Raw genomic sequence first — 15,181 nt, forward strand, 5'->3', positions numbered from 1 at the left:
GCAAATCTTTGGCTTGGCATAGCGCGCACGGACAGCGCACGCAACGTCAATAGAGTGGTAATGGCCCAGCCCAGACACCGCACCAACGCGCAAAAATCCGCCGAAACACACCTCAACTGCGCATTCATGCACAAAGCGGGTGCACCACCGCCAGTTGCCTTGCCCCGTCGCAGCCCCCAAAGTCTGATTAACACTTTCAAGAGGTTTCCCATGCCCCGCAGCAACACAGCTATCCGCTACGGCTCCGTCGCCAAGACCTTCCACTGGCTCACCGCCTTGCTGATCCTCTCCGCAATGATCCTTGGCTTTGTCGCCTACCGCGCGCCTTACGAGGACAGCGCCCAGCTCGCCGTCAAAGCCACACTGTTCTCGGTGCACAAAACCATTGGCCTCGCCGCCTTTTTCACGGCACTTCTGCGTATCTTCTGGGCCTTCACTCAGCCACGCCCCAAATTGCTCAACGGCGATCATGGTCTGGAAGCCTGGGCTGCCGAGACCGCCCATTGGGTGCTCTACGGCTCCATGGTGCTTGTGCCACTCACCGGCTGGATGCACCACGCCGCCACCACAGGCTTTGCCCCGATCTGGTGGCCGTTTGGTCAGTCTCTGTTCTTTGTTCCCAAAGACCCAACGGTCGCCGCAATCCTTGGTAGCGCACATTTCCTCTTTATGGCTGTGCTGGTCCTGACCCTGCTCGCCCACATTGGCGGCGCGCTGAAACACTTCGTCATTGACCGCGACAAAACCCTGCAACGCATGTTGCCCGGCCACACCGATCTACCAGAGCCGCCCGCCGACCAACCCGGCCACCTGCGCCCGGCCCTGACGGCACTGGCTGTCTGGGCTGTCGCCCTCGTGATCGGCGCAAACGCGGGCCTCTTTGCCGCTGAAGAGCGCACAGAAACCGCCGCCCTCGCCGAGGTTTCCTCCGAATGGCAGGTCCAATCCGGCACATTGGACATCGCGGTGCAACAGTTTGGCGCGGAGGTCACAGGCACCTTCGCCGACTGGACCGCAGACATCGCCTTCAACGAAGAGCCAACCGATGGCAAACACGGCACAGTCACCGTGACCATCGCCATTGGCTCCCTCACCCTTGGCTCTGTCACGGATCAGGCTCTGGGCGCGGATTACCTGAACGCCGCCGCATTCCCCACCGCCACCTTTGTCGCGGACCTGCTGCCAGCGGACACCGGCTATCTGGCCAAAGGCGAATTGACCATCAACGGTCACGCCGTCCCCATCGACCTACCCTTCGCACTCCCATTGGACGGCAACGCTGCCGACATGACCGGCACCGTGTCCCTAGACCGCCGCGCCTTTCATGTAGGTGACGACATGACCGACGAAAGTTCCCTCGGCTTTGGCGTGGACGTGAACGTCTCTTTGACAGCAACGCGTGGCGAATAATCCACGCCAAACTAACAGCCGATCACCATCGCAAAGGCCACATCTTTTGGTGCGGCCTTTGCGCTCTTGCCAAATCCGAACAGCAGCCTAAAATTCGGGTCAATCTGGCCAATTTCGAACGCCAAGCCTTTCACATCTCGCAGGAATTTCGCCATGCAGAAAACGCTCCTCCTCACTGGCGCCAGCCGGGGCATCGGCCACGCCACCGTGAAGCGTTTCTCGCGTGAAGGCTGGCGCGTTTTGACATGTTCCCGCCAACCTTTTGACCGACGCTGCCCTTGGCCTGACGGTGAAAAGAACCACATTCAACTCGACCTCAGCGACCCGGCAGACTCGATCAACGCAGTAGAGTTGATCCGCGAACGGCTCGATGGCCCGCTGCACGGCCTCGCCAACAACGCAGGAATTTCCCCAAAAGGCCCCAACGGCGAGCGCCTCAATACCTTCACCACCGACCTGATGGACTGGGGCAAAGTCTTTCACGTGAACTTCTTCTCTTCGGTCATCCTTGCGCGTGGCCTCCGCGACGAACTGGCCGCCGCCAAAGGCTCCATTGTCAACGTCACCTCCATCGCCGGCTCCCGCGTGCACCCCTTTGCCGGGGCAGCCTACGCCACCTCCAAGGCGGCCCTCGCCGCCCTGACTCGCGAAATGGCCCATGACTTCGGACCGCTTGGCGTCCGTGTAAACGCCATCGCGCCGGGCGAAGTCGAAACCGCGATCTTGTCACCTGGCACCGACAAAATTGTCGACGGCCTACCCATGAAACGCCTTGGCCAACCGTCTGAGGTGGCCGACGTGATCTACTACCTTTGCTCCGATCAATCGACTTACGTGACTGGCACCGAAATTGAGATCAACGGCGGACAACACGTCTGAATAGCGCCTATCCCAACAAAAAAGGCCGCCCCAACCGGGCGACCATTCCGTGAGTGATGAACGCGAAGGCTTACTCAGCCTTCATCGCCTCAACAGAAATCTGAACCTGCACTTCGTCGCTCACAAACGGCGCAAAGTTGCCCGCGTCAAAGTCGCTGCGCAGCAGAGTTGTGGTGGCGTTGAAACCGGCCCAAGGCTTGTTCGCCATCGGGTGTTCGCTTGCGGTGTTGAGCTGCGCGTCCAGCACAACAGATTTGGTCACGCCATTGATCGACAGATCGCCGGTGATGTTGGCCGTGGTCTCGCCAGTCACTTCAATACCGGTAGAGGTGAACGTCACCACAGAGTCATCATTGGCGTTGAAGAAATCCGGGCTCAGCAGGTGCGCGTCACGCTTTTCCCACCCTGTCCACATGGACTTCAGCGGCATGGAGACGGACACAGCGCTGTTGGCTGGCTCTTCCTGGTCAAACATGATCTCGCCTTCAAAGCCGGAGAACATGCCCCAGGTCGTGGAGTAGCCCAGGTGGTTGTAAGAAAACAGGATCTGGCTGTGGCTGGCGTCCAGCATGTATTTTTCCGGCGCCGCAACAGCGGAAGTGGCAGCAGCGGCAGCAAAAGCAAAACCAGCGGCAAGAAGGGTGCGTTTCATTGGGTGTCTCCTGAGGACAAGATTAATTTCTGATAGAACCAATGTGCCCATTCATCGCTGTGCGGCAATTCGCAGTAAACCCACATATTCTGTGCAGCCGTGAACAATTGCGTGATCTCACACAAAAAAGGCCGCCCGTCGGCGACCTTCTGTTCAAAATAGGCAAGCTTTTGCTTAACTTGGCAAAATCGACTGGCTGCGCAGCTGGGCAATGGCATCAAGCCGCGCGTGGTTGCCATCAATCGGCAGTGTCACCATGGCCTCGCCGTCTTCATCCATAACAACTAGTGCAGACGCACTCACATCCACGCGGCCAATGTCCTCATAATTAATCGACTGAAGCACGTGTTTGCGCCCCCGTGGCAGGCCTTCATAGACCAAAAGCTGCTCGTTGCGCTCATCAAAGTGCAGCTCTTTGCGGGGCTTGTCGGTGGCAATCTGGGTCATGCCCACGCCGCCGGTCACCAACAGGATCGACACCCCCATCTTTGCCAGCAGGATCATCGGCGTCAGGTCCAGTCCTGGCATCAGCCAAAGACCCACTCCAGCCAGAATGAAGGCAAAGCCAAACACCGCCGAGGACGCGCGCACCGAAAGCGACGGGCGTTTGCCCTCCACCCGCGTCACACAGGACCGTGTATCTTCTGCAAAACTGGTCAGCGCCACCATATTCCCACTCTCCCACTTGGCCCTTCAACGGCCTTTAGTCCAACGGCTTCTCCACCGGTTGCTCAGACCTTCGGGTTGAAATCGGGCAGGAATGCGGCGGATTGAGGAAAACCTCGTGCCCTTTTGCCTTGAGATGTCGGGAATTTTGCACCACTAACGGGACCACGCAAAAACCTTGCTGCCCCCTTGCACACAAAGCTTGCGCTCCCCCCAAATTCGGCTATACAGCGCCATCCTTTTGCAAAAGCTTGAACCGCGCAGTCTCTCGTGGGTGGGGTGCAAAAGGTGAAAGACGCCCCGCTCTTTGAAATGCGCCGATAAATGAATGGAGAGCACATGCCACTGTATGAGCATGTTTTCATCTCGCGCCAGGACCTGTCCAACGCGCAAGCCGAAAGCCTCGTTGAGCACTTCAGCACCGTTCTTTCTGACAACGGCGGGTCCGTTGTAGAATCCGAGTACTGGGGCGTGAAAACCATGGCCTACAAAATCAACAAGAACCGCAAAGGCCACTACGCCTTCCTGAAGACCGACGCACCATCTGCTGCGGTTCAGGAAATGGAACGCCTGATGCGCCTGCATGACGACGTGATGCGCGTTCTGACCATCAAGGTCGACGAGCACGCCGAAGGTCCATCGGTTCAGATGCAGAAACGTGACGAGCGTGACAACCGTCGCGAACGCCGCAACTAATCACCTTAAGAGAGGACATTAAGTTATGGCTGCAAAACCATTTTTCCGCCGTCGCAAAGTCTGCCCTTTCTCGGGTGAGAACGCGCCGAAAATCGACTACAAAGACACCAAGCTGCTGCAGCGCTACATCTCTGAGCGTGGCAAAATCGTGCCGTCCCGCATCACCGCAGTGTCTGCAAAGAAACAGCGTGAGCTGGCCCGTGCAATCAAACGCGCGCGCTTCCTCGCACTGCTTCCATACGCCGTGAAGTAAGGAGAGACTGATATGCAAGTTATCCTTCTGGAACGTGTGGCCAAGCTGGGCCAAATGGGCGACGTGGTTGACGTGAAGCCGGGCTATGCCCGCAACTTCCTGCTGCCTCAGGGCAAAGCACTGACCGCTTCCAAGTCCAACATCGCATCCTTCGAAGCGCAAAAAGCGCAACTCGAAGCGCGTAACCTGGAAACCAAGAAAGAAGCCGAAGCGCTGGCAGAGAAACTCGACGGACAGCAGTTCATCGTGATTCGCTCCGCGTCCGACGCTGGTGCCCTCTACGGTTCCGTCACCACCCGTGACGCCGCAGAAGCCGCCACCGCCGCTGGTTTCACCGTGGACAAGAAACAGGTTGTTCTGGCCAAGCCAATCAAAGACCTGGGCCTGCACGCCGTACACGTACTGCTGCACCCAGAAGTCGACGTGACCATCGACCTGAACGTGGCGCGCTCCGAGGAAGAAGCAGAGCTTCAGGCCTCCGGCAAATCCATCCAGGAATTGGCCGCTGAAGCAGAAGCTGAAGCAGAATTCGAAATCGCCGAACTGTTCGACGATATCGGTGCTGCAGCATCTGACGACGACGACGATTTGGCTCCGGCAGCTGCCGACGCCGAAGAAGCGCCTGCCGAAGAGCAGTAAGCGTTTCACCGCGAAGAACTCGCAGAGCCGCGCCCGGGTGCACCTGGGCGCGGCTTTTTGCTTTGTCTATCCGCAAGATACCGCGCATCCCAACGCGCGCCCTTTCCTTCACAGCCGCAAAAGCCATACTGACGCCAAGACCGTCAGGAGGCCCTATGTCACAGCACCTTTCCCGCCGCACCGCAATCATCATGCTGGCCAGCCTGCCTCTGGCGGCCTGTGGCCGCTCCAAGCGCAAAGAAGACAGCCCGTTTGACCCGCCGCTCTATCCCAACGAAACGCCCGAGCTACGCGCTTTAATCAACAAATGGGCCGACCACTATGAGGTGCCCCGCGATCTCGTCCAACGTGTCATCATCCGCGAAAGCACCCACCGCCCCTGGGCCACCAACGGACCCAATATTGGCCTGATGCAAATCCAACTGCCGACCGCGCGCGGCATGGGTTACACCGGCGGGCGCCAAGGCCTCTTGGATGCCGAAACCAACCTTACCTACGCGGTGAAATACCTGCGCGGCGCGTATATGGTCGCCGAAGGCAATTACGACCGCTCCGTCTTCCTCTATGCCAAAGGCTACTACCCCGAAGCCAAGGCCGCAGGATTGTTGAAAGAAACGGGTTTGCGCCCCTAAGTTGACTTGGCAGCCCCCCTGGGCCTCTCTATTCTGACGTCAGATTTTGACCAGTAATTGAGGCCCCTTCGTGAGCTCTGAATCCGCAGCCAGCCTGCACCCTTTAGCCCCCCACCACTTGCCGAGTTTTATCTCCGACGGCACCGGTGGGGATCCGATGATGACCAACGTCGCGATCTTTGTCGCTGTCATGGTGTTCATCATCACCACCTTCTTCCTGCACCTGCACTCGCTGCCGGAAAAGCTCGCCCACAAGGTGGGCGCCAATCAGCTGCAAATGGTTGGCGTGCTCGCCCTCATCGCGCTCTTCACGCACAACAACCTCTATTGGGTCGCCGCGCTCTTGCTCGCGCTTGTCCAGATCCCGGATTATGAGACCCCACTACAACGCATCGCCGACGCGCTCGACCGCCTCAAGGCGGCCCCGCAACCTCTCGCGGAACCAGTCGCTGAAGCACCAGCGCCCGAAATCGAAGTGTCTGCTCCAACCGCCACAAAAGACGGGGAGGCCTAACCCATGTTGGAATTCCTCGCCTGCTCCATGCTCACCATCTTCCCTGACTTCCTGTTCCGCCGCTATTGGCAGGGCAAACGTCTGGGCCAAGACATCACCCTGTTCTCCATGTGGTATGAGCTGCGCTACGGTCTCAGCGCCTGCTTCATCCTCACGGTCAGCCTGATCACCCTGATCTTCTACTTCCACCCCTCCACCACCAGCGTGTCGTCTTACTTCCGCACCGTCACCATCTTGCCGGAACTCTCCGGCCGCGTGGTTGAAGTGAATGTGGAAAACAATCAGGACGTTGAAGCCGGAGAGCTTATCTTCCGCCTGGACGACAGCCGCCAACGGGCCGCCGTCGCCACCGCCCGCGCCGCCATGGTCGAAGTCGATGCTGGCGAACTGCTGGCCCGCGACGACCTGCGCGTCGCTCAAGCCAATCTCGACGCCGCTGAGGCCGCCTTTGAGCAGACCAAAGACGAATTTGAGCGCAAGAACACGCTCTATCAAGAAAACTCCCCTGCCGTGACCGTGCGCGAAGTCGAGCGGCTCGAAAATCTGATCCAGGAACGCCTCGCCGCTGTGGACGCCGCACACTCTGCCGTGGAATCCGCCAAACACCGCGTAGAAATCCAGCTCCCTGCGCAGAAGGACAGCGCCCGCGCCGCGCTGCACCAAGCCGAAGTTGAGCTTGGCAAAATGAGCATCTACGCCGGTCAAACCGGCCGCATCGAGCAATTTGACCTGCGCGTCGGCGATTACATCAACCCGATCCTCCGCCCCGCAGGCATTCTGGTCCCCGCGGACACCGGACGCGGCCGCTTCCAGGCCGGGTTCAGCCAATTGACCGCGCAAATTCTGCACCCCGGCATGCTAGCCGAAATGTCCTGTATTTCCAGCCCAATGCGCGTCACCCCCATGGTGATTGTGGAAATTCAGGACGTGATCCCCTCAGGTCAAATCCGCCCCTCCGACACGCTGCGCGATCCGCAAAACGACCGCCAGCCGGGCACGGTGATTGCCTATATGGAACCGCTCTATGAAGGCGGCACCGACCACCTGCCGCCGGGCAGCAAATGTGAGGTCAACGCCTACACCAACAACCACGAGCGCCTGCAAGATCCCGACATTGGCACCGGCGAATTTGTCGCCCTGCATGTGATCGACACCGTCGGCTACGCCCACGCCCTGATCTTGCGCTTTCGCGCCATCATGATGCCCTTCCGCCTCTTGGTGTTCTCGGGCCATCACTAAACATCCCAACTTCAAAACCAAAAGCCCCGGCCATGTGCCGGGGCTTTTTCTTTACGCACCAAAGTTTCCACCCAAGTCCCTCGGCGCCATCCGTATCAACCGGCTGTCCGCCACCGCCGCCTGCCGATGCTCGACCGCCGCGCGATACTCCGGATATTTGTGCATCGACGCAAAAGCCTCCACGCTTGGATACTCTGCGATAAAACACAGATCCCACTGCTTCTCCGGCCCAATCAACATCTGCTCCATCTCGCCGCGCCAGATGATCTTGCCGCCCAGTTTGGCAAATGTCGCCGCGCTCTCACGCCCATAGGCCGCATAGGCCTCTGCCCCGGTGGCCTCCCGCCCATCGGCATATTCCGCTTTGTCGCGCAGCTTGACCAGATTCAACATATGTACCGGCCCGGCGCGATCATTGGCCTTAAACGCGTCATAGCCAGCCTTATCGAATGTTGTATACTCCATAGGTGCTCCTCCCGCCTCCACCCGACCACCCTCGCTGAAAGAGGTCAAACAAGACGCAGGGTCACACCCCGCTTCTTCTTGCCCAAAATATCCCGGGGGTTTGGGGGCTGGCCCCCAATTTAGTCTGTGTTTTGGGGGCTGGCCCCTTGTTTAGCCTGTGTTTGAGGGCTGACCAACGCCGCCACACTGCCACCTATCCCGCGCAAAACAAAACCACCACCCCAACAAAAAAGGCCGCCCCAATCCGGAGCGGCCTCTCACTGTCCCGTTAACGGGTGTTGGACTTATTCGTCGTCCAGTGCCTCTACGGCTTTTTGCAGGTCGTCTTTGGAGACCTCTTTTTCAGTCATCTCAGCCAGTTCGAAGACATAGTCGACAACTTTGTCTTCAAAGATTGGTGCGCGCAGCTGCTGCTGCATCTGCTGGTTCTGCTGGATGAATTCAAAGAATTGACGCTCTTGACCCGGGTACTGACGCGCCTGGTTCATGATCGCTTGCGTCATCTCGGCGTCGGTCACTTCAACCTCGGCTTTCTGACCCAGTTCTGCCAGCAACAGGCCCAGACGCACGCGGCGCTCGGCAAGCTTGTTGTGCTCGTCGGTTGGCTCGATCTCTGGGTGATCGTGGCCTTCAACTTCTGGGTTTTCTTCGTGCCACAGCTGGTGTGCAATCTGACCGGCTTCCGCTTCCACCAGGGATGGTGGCAGGTCGAAGGACACCAGACCGTCCAGCGCGTCCAGCAGCGCGCGCTTGGTCACGGCACGGGCCGCACCGGCGTATTCGCCTTCCAGACGCTCGGAGACCTGAGTTTTCAGGGCTGCGAGGTCTTCGGCACCAAATTTGGTCGCCAGCTCGTCGTTGATCTCTGCCGCAACCGGCTCTTTCACTTCCTTGATGACGCAGGAGAACACGGCCTCTTTGCCAGCCAGGTTTTCGGCGCCGTACTCTTCTGGGAAGGACACGGTCACGTCTTTTTCTTCTTCGGCTTTCACGCCAACCAGCTGCTCTTCAAAGCCAGGGATGAACTGACCGGAGCCCAGCACCAGTGGGAACTCTTCGCCGGCACCGCCATCAAACGCTTCACCGTCGATGCGGCCAACGAAGTCCATAACAACCTGGTCGCCGTCTTTGGCTTTGGAGCCTTTACGACGTGCTTTGAAGTCCTGCGCGGTTTCGGCCAGGTTGGCCAGCGCTTCGTCCACATCCGCTTCGGCTGCTTTCACAACCATTTTCTCCAGCTTGATGCCTTTCAGGTCCACGTCTGGGATCTCTGGCAGCGCCTCATAAGACATCTCGACTTCAACGTCGTCGCCTGGCTTCCAGTTTTCGCCGTCTTTCATCTCTACTTTTGGCTGCAGCGCAGGGCGGTCACCGGAGTCTTCAAAGTGCTTGTTCATCGCACCGTCGATGGTTTCCTGCATCGCTTCGCCCATCAGGCGCTCGCCAAACTGCTTTTTCAGAAGCGGCATTGGCACTTTGCCTTTGCGGAAACCTTTCATTTCGATTTCCGGCTGCGCTTCTTTCAGCTTGTCGTTTACAGTTGCCTCAAGCTCGGAAGCCTCCACCTTGATGGTGTAGCCGCGCTTCAGACCTTCGTTCAGCGTTTCAGTAACCTGCATCGGGTATCCCCATAAGTAGCGGCGCGCGGCACAATGAGTCCGCGCGCAGTCGAGAAAAATTTGTGCTCTTCTAGTGCCACGCGCGCCCCTGTGCAAGGGCAAAGGCATCAAAAACGCCTTGCCGATCCGGCATCAAATTGCTGCTGTCAGCCAACACATCGCAAAGCAACGTAAAAAGGGCGACCAAACCGGCCGCCCCTCCCGCAATTCCTTCGCTACTACAAGCTTAGAAGCTCCAGCGCGCGCCCACCATATAGGCGTCCACGTCGTTGTAAGTGGTGCCGATGGTCACCTCATAGCCATGCTGGTGGTAGCTGAAGAACAAATCCACATTGGCGTTGTCGATCTTCTGCACCGCTTCAAACCCGTAGCTGACCGATTTGTCACCCACTGCCGCCATGTCGTTGCCGCGATAGGCATCGACGGACAGATGGGTACGTCCAAAGCTGAACCAATCCCGCTGATAGCCAAGCTTGGCATAGACGTAGTCACTCTTGCGCCCGCTGTCGCGATCGTTCTGACCAAGTGTCACCGTGCCGCTGATCCCGGTTGGGTTATGAAGCGCCCCGACCGAGCCCACCACCGACTTGGAGTCATCCGCCGCACCATCGGTCTGCGCATAAGACAACGTCGCCCGCAGAGTGGTGTCACCGAGATCCGCCCCATAGCGCAGCGCCACGTCGTAGAAGTTGGTGTCATCATTGTCTTTCAGGATTTCGGTACCCGCCGAGGCCGAGACCACAAACCCGCCGAAGCTTGGCGTGTCATACCGCACACGACCCTTCCGGCTGCCGTCAAAGTCCTTGAACACGTCGCCAATGGTTGGACCTGCGGCACCGCCGCCTACCGGTTGGAAGGCAAAGCCGCCCGCGGTATCGGCCACGGCAACCGTACCGGACAGTTCGGTGCCGGACAAATCCGTACCGCCAGAAATGCCATCAGACGCCATGGAACCCTGACCAGCGTAGAATGTGCCAAAGCGATCGGTCTCATAGATGGCTTCAAACTTACGCAGATCCGTCTTGTCCCAATCAAAGAAGTCATCATTGGAGGTCGCGCTCAGGCTGGATGTGCCCCGCAGACCCAAGGCGGTTTCGAAGTTAAACTTCAGGGTACCCGCACCCGTACCCATTTCATACCACGCCCCGATCCGGCTTGGCGCGTTGCTGTTGTCACTGAACTCGTTGCGCTTCTGCACACCATCATCCACGCTGGTCACAGCCCCGTTCAGGAACCCGTAAAACCGAAACCCCTCTTGCGCGGACGCCGCTGACGTCATCGCAACACTGCCCACAACCAGGGCCGCTGGGGCGACCCATACAGAGTGTTTTTTTCCAACCATCTTCTGTCTCCATCGGCCCCGCTTGCTCGTTCAGGGGGCTTGCTAATCACCTGCCTTAAGCCGCACGACCAGCTCAAACTCAGGCATCCACTCATGTGTCTTCCGTCAACCCGAAAGCAGCTCCCTGCTCCCTCCGTCACGCCGTCTCGGCGCAGGTCAACAAAAGACCATCTGGCGTCTAGGCCGCTCACACCCAAATGACAAACCCGTCAACCGGCTGATTTTGGCCGAGAATAAGCGCCTTTTTGCGCGTTGGCTGCATTGCCCTTCAAATTGGCGCGTATTCACAGCCAGTCGCATGATCTCAAAGGGGGAAAAATGCCGCCCCCTTCCCGTTTCATGTGGATTTTCAGAGGGCTAGATTTCAAGGGGCGGCAGTAAAATAGTTTGGGACCATGGCTCGGCCATTTTCCGCCAAGACATGCCGCCTCAACGCCACTTGTCCACCACGAAAGACAACAGGAGCCCCCCTCGCGACAAGCCAGCAACTGATTTGGAGACCACCAGAGCCACACTGCGACGGTCACACACATACCCACAAGTCAAAAACAACCTAAGAGTGTGCTTTGAATTACTTTCCAGCCACTAAAACGCTGTTAACGATTAAGGCAAAACGAGAACCCAACCTTTGCTCGCCTAACAGCCTCAAACCACAATCCCTAGAGGCTGCACCTACAGCACCCCAAGATTCCCCTTCAACCTCGGAAGCTTATCCAAAAAACACTGCAGACCGACTCCAAAAACTAGGAAAACCCTTAGTTTTAAGCAAATATGGCAAAAAAGTGATTGGCTTACGTTCCGGTCACATTTATAGTCAGAGCAAATCAAACAAGGGCATAAGCCCGAACAACCTAGAGCGGTAGAATACATGAGTAGTTATAGTTATGCCGTCCGCGGTACGGACGGATTTGTTGTGCGCGGCCAAACAGCCGAAACTGCCAATGGCGTCATCGCAATCCAGCAGGCTTCGCAAGTCTCCCTGAATCTCACGCCCGCAGAGGTGGCCGGCTATGTGAATGACGGCGGCAATCTGGTGATTCACTTGGTGAGCGGCGAGACCATCACCCTTGAGAATTATTTCTCTGGCGACGAACGTGAGTTGCTCCTGTCCAAAGACGGCCAGCTACAGGTGGTCGACCTCGGAGACCCGATCAACGATCAGTATTTTGCCCAATATGAGTCGGTGTCCATGACCGACAAATGGAGCGAGTATGACCAACTCGCATTCCTTGATCTGGAGCGGGTTGAACCGGTTGTCGCCCCTCTCGCCGCGCCCCTCGCAGGCCTGGTGCCCGGTCTTCTTGGCGTGGGCGGTGCAGCCGCAGTGGCTTCTACCCTTGGCGGCGGCGAAGGTGAAGACACCGTTGATGGTGGCGAAGGTGACGATGGCACTGGCGACGATAACGGCGACGACGACAACGGCGGCGACGAGGAGCCCAACGACGACGACACCACCGGCGGAGACGATGGGGGAGACGGCGGCGGTGATGATGATGACGACGGAGACGATGGGGGTGACGATGACACCATCCTTCCAACCGTAGACGACGCGGACGTCCCCCGCATTGTGGGGGGCACCGGCGACGACAGCGTGACCATCACTGGCACCGGTGAACCCGGCTCAACCGTGACCGTGACCATCGGCGACGAAACCGGCACCGGCACCGTGGGCGACGACGGCACCTACGAAGTGATCTTTGAGCCCGGCGATCTGCCTGATGATGGCGACTATGATGTCGACGTCACTGTCGAAGGCCCAGATGGCGCTGTCTACGATCTGGATGGCCCGTCGGTGGACATCGACACCACCCCGCCGGACGTGTCTGTCATGGACGGCACCGTGTCCACCGGGGACATTGTCAACGAAGACGATCACACCACCGGCCACGTCATCAGTGGCACCGGCGAACCCGGCGCAGCGCTGACCGTGGAAATCGATGGCGTGACTCAGAGCACCACTGTGCAAGGCGATGGCTCCTGGTCTGTGACCTTTGACTCGTCCTCACTCTCCACCGGCGAATACACCACCGGCATCACCATTACCTCCACCGATGAGCGCGGCAACGTCACCACCGTGACCGACACGCTCGAAGTGGACACCATTGCCCCCGGCGTGGACATGGGCATCGTGGAAGGTGACAACATCATCAATGCCACGGAAGCCTCTGACGGCGTTGTACTTTCCGGCACTGGCGAGCCAGGGTCTTCGCTTTCGATCCTGTTCGAAGGTGTGACCCAGACCGTGACCGTCGCAAATGACGGCAGCTGGTCGTCGGCCTTTGATGCCTCTGCGATTGGCACCGGCACTTACGACAGCACCGTGTCCATCACCGCCACCGATCTGGCAGGCAACAGCCACACCGAGACCTTCACTGTTCACATCGACACAGACGGCCTTGCGACGATCACCTCTCCGATTGCGGGCGATGACATCGTGAACGCTGCCGAAGCCGCGGCGGGCGTGACCCTCACCGGCACCGCCGAGCCGGGCTCGTCGGTCGCTGTGACCGTTGAAGGCGTCACCCATACCGTGAACGCCGCTGGCGATGGCAGCTGGTCTGCCACCTTTGCCGCCGGTGAAATCCCGCAGGGCACCTACGACACCACCGTGACCGTGACCGCAACCGATCTCGCGGGCAACGTGACCAGCACGTCGGACAGCTTCCGCGTGGACACCGAAATCTCGGCGGCCATGAACCCGAGCCAGCTGGGCGGCGACAACACCGCCAACGCCACCGAAGTGGCTGGTGGCTTCACCCTCACCGGCACCGCAGAGCCTGGCTCTTCCGTGGCTGTGACCATGGAAGGTGTGACCCACACCGTGACCACCGCGGCCAACGGCACTTGGGCGGCGACCTTCGCAGGCGGTGAAATCCCACAGGGCACCTACAACAGCACCGTGTCCATCACTGCAACCGATGCGGCAGGCAACAGCGCCACCACCACCGGTACCGTGGCTGTGGACACCGAACTGTCCGCAGGCATCAACACCGGCCAGGCAGGCGGTGACGACATCGCCAACGCCGCAGAAGTGGCTGGCGGTCTGAGCCTCACCGGCACCGCCGACGCGGGCAGCAGCGTGGTTGTGCAGATCGCTGGAGCCTCTCGCACTGTCACCGCCGCCGCAAACGGCACCTGGGTGGCCAACTTCACCGCTGCGGACATCCCGCAAGGGGAATACGACACCCCGGTGACCGTGACCGCAACCGATGCCGCGGGCAACACGGCCACTGCCACCTCGACCATCCATGTGGACACCACCACCTCGATCGACGTGGACCTCTCTGCAGGCGTATTTGCCGCTCCGGTCAACGCCGCGCAAATGCAAGGCGGTGTGGTACTGGAAGGCACAACGGAGCCAAACTCCTCGGTGGTTGTGACTGTGGACGGCGTGGTGCGCAGCACAACGTCTGATGCGTCCGGCAACTGGTTTGTGACCTACGAAAATGGCTCCTTGGCCGAAGGCACTTACACCGCAAACGCCACCCTCTCGGTGACCGATGCGGCCGGCAACACCGCCACCGCCAACGCCACCTTCGCCGTGGACACCGAAATCACCAACCCGGTTGTGCAATCCGTGACCTTCTCGGACGACGATGTGACCTCTCTGTCGCTCAGCACTGAAAATCAGGACTACGAAATCCACGCCCTCAACCAGGACGGCTCCACCGCCGAACTGGCCACTACAGAAGTGGCGCTGGGTGGCGATGAATCCCTATATGTGCTGAACCCGAAAGCCTCCGATGGCACCCATCTGGTGATTGCCTCCACGGATGACGCGGGCAACCAGTCCGATACATTGCTGGTGCTGGATGACAACGTCACCAACGCAGGCACGCTGGATCACGCTGCGGCTGGCAACTTCAACATCGAAGGCATCGAGTTGGACTACGCGTCGGACGCAAACCTGACCCTGACCGAGGCCCAGATCAAAGAGCTGTCTGACACATCCGACACGCTCACGATCCACGGCGGATCTGATGACCAGATCACCGTCACCGACGCAACCAAAACCAACCAGACCGTGGACATCGAAGGCGAAGCCTATGATGTCTACACCGTTGGCAATGACGGCGTGACCCTGATCGTCGACCAAGACATCAACGTCATCATCTGATGATCGTTTTGGGGCGGCCACGGGCCGCCCCTCGCAAATCCAAAGCTCCGGAATATCG

At 59.0% G+C, this 15,181-nt stretch carries 15 protein-coding genes; 9 read left to right on the forward strand and 6 right to left on the reverse strand.

Translation table 11 applies throughout. The features are described from left to right. The first annotated feature begins 210 nt into the window (after window positions 1-210). A complete protein-coding gene (locus tag SIB38_RS15115; protein ID WP_412550504.1) occupies window positions 211-1,410 on the forward strand; it encodes a cytochrome b/b6 domain-containing protein in 1,200 nt (399 codons plus the stop codon). 11 nt (window positions 1,411-1,421) lie between these two features. On the opposite strand, the gene SIB38_RS15120 is transcribed toward SIB38_RS15115, so the two are convergent. Continuing rightward, entirely contained in the window at window positions 1,422-1,565 is a 144-nt protein-coding gene (locus SIB38_RS15120; RefSeq protein WP_294115133.1) for a hypothetical protein, read from the reverse strand. Here SIB38_RS15120 and SIB38_RS15125 point away from each other — a divergent pair. Next, window positions 1,564-2,289: an SDR family NAD(P)-dependent oxidoreductase gene (locus tag SIB38_RS15125; protein ID WP_294115134.1), complete on the forward strand. Its 726-nt coding sequence runs from the start codon at window positions 1,564-1,566 to the stop codon at window positions 2,287-2,289. The genes SIB38_RS15120 and SIB38_RS15125 overlap by 2 nt on opposite strands. A 70-nt stretch (window positions 2,290-2,359) precedes the next feature. On the opposite strand, the gene SIB38_RS15130 is transcribed toward SIB38_RS15125, so the two are convergent. After that, entirely contained in the window at window positions 2,360-2,941 is a 582-nt protein-coding gene (locus tag SIB38_RS15130) for a YceI family protein (RefSeq protein ID WP_294115135.1), read from the reverse strand. Between the two features lie 174 nt (window positions 2,942-3,115). Then, entirely contained in the window at window positions 3,116-3,610 is a 495-nt protein-coding gene (locus SIB38_RS15135; protein ID WP_294115136.1) for a hypothetical protein, read from the reverse strand. A 336-nt stretch (window positions 3,611-3,946) separates the two neighbouring features. On the opposite strand from SIB38_RS15135, the gene rpsF reads away from it, so the two are divergent. The 6 genes from rpsF to SIB38_RS15165 all read left to right on the forward strand — a co-directional run bounded on the left by rpsF (window position 3,947) and on the right by SIB38_RS15165 (window position 7,580). Then, the gene (gene rpsF, locus SIB38_RS15140) at window positions 3,947-4,303 is read left to right on the forward strand and encodes a 30S ribosomal protein S6 (protein WP_294115137.1); all 357 of its coding nucleotides are present in this window, start codon (window positions 3,947-3,949) and stop codon (window positions 4,301-4,303) included. 25 nt (window positions 4,304-4,328) lie between these two features. Continuing rightward, window positions 4,329-4,556 carry a 30S ribosomal protein S18 gene (gene rpsR, locus SIB38_RS15145; RefSeq protein WP_009805008.1) on the forward strand — a complete coding sequence of 76 codons (228 nt, stop codon included), beginning with the start codon at window positions 4,329-4,331 and terminating at the stop codon, window positions 4,554-4,556. Between the two features lie 12 nt (window positions 4,557-4,568). After that, window positions 4,569-5,195 (forward strand): 50S ribosomal protein L9, encoded by a 627-nt coding sequence (gene rplI, locus SIB38_RS15150; RefSeq protein ID WP_294115188.1) that lies wholly within the window; start codon window positions 4,569-4,571, stop codon window positions 5,193-5,195. A 155-nt stretch (window positions 5,196-5,350) separates the two neighbouring features. After that, window positions 5,351-5,827 (forward strand): transglycosylase SLT domain-containing protein, encoded by a 477-nt coding sequence (locus tag SIB38_RS15155; RefSeq protein WP_412550505.1) that lies wholly within the window; start codon window positions 5,351-5,353, stop codon window positions 5,825-5,827. A gap of 70 nt (window positions 5,828-5,897) precedes the next feature. Continuing rightward, window positions 5,898-6,341 (forward strand): hypothetical protein, encoded by a 444-nt coding sequence (locus tag SIB38_RS15160; RefSeq protein ID WP_294115191.1) that lies wholly within the window; start codon window positions 5,898-5,900, stop codon window positions 6,339-6,341. Between the two features lie 3 nt (window positions 6,342-6,344). Then, a complete protein-coding gene (locus SIB38_RS15165; RefSeq protein ID WP_294115192.1) occupies window positions 6,345-7,580 on the forward strand; it encodes an HlyD family secretion protein in 1,236 nt (411 codons plus the stop codon). Between the two features lie 51 nt (window positions 7,581-7,631). Here the strand turns inward: SIB38_RS15165 and SIB38_RS15170 are convergent, their stop codons facing one another. From SIB38_RS15170 to SIB38_RS15180, 3 genes are all read right to left on the reverse strand, one after another. Then, window positions 7,632-8,045 carry a DUF1330 domain-containing protein gene (locus SIB38_RS15170; protein WP_294115194.1) on the reverse strand — a complete coding sequence of 138 codons (414 nt, stop codon included), beginning with the start codon at window positions 8,043-8,045 and terminating at the stop codon, window positions 7,632-7,634. A gap of 284 nt (window positions 8,046-8,329) precedes the next feature. Beyond that, the gene (gene tig / locus SIB38_RS15175; RefSeq protein WP_294115195.1) at window positions 8,330-9,664 is read right to left on the reverse strand and encodes a trigger factor; all 1,335 of its coding nucleotides are present in this window, start codon (window positions 9,662-9,664) and stop codon (window positions 8,330-8,332) included. A gap of 226 nt (window positions 9,665-9,890) precedes the next feature. Continuing rightward, on the reverse strand, window positions 9,891-11,006 hold the full coding sequence (locus tag SIB38_RS15180) for a porin (protein WP_412550506.1): 1,116 nt from the start codon (window positions 11,004-11,006) through the stop codon (window positions 9,891-9,893). A gap of 868 nt (window positions 11,007-11,874) precedes the next feature. On the opposite strand from SIB38_RS15180, the gene SIB38_RS15185 reads away from it, so the two are divergent. Next, window positions 11,875-15,123 (forward strand): Ig-like domain-containing protein, encoded by a 3,249-nt coding sequence (locus tag SIB38_RS15185; RefSeq protein WP_412550507.1) that lies wholly within the window; start codon window positions 11,875-11,877, stop codon window positions 15,121-15,123. Window positions 15,124-15,181: the final 58 nt, after the last annotated feature.

The sequence above is a fragment of the Shimia sp. MIT910701 genome (assembly GCF_047126315.1).
Lineage (GTDB): Bacteria > Pseudomonadota > Alphaproteobacteria > Rhodobacterales > Rhodobacteraceae > Shimia.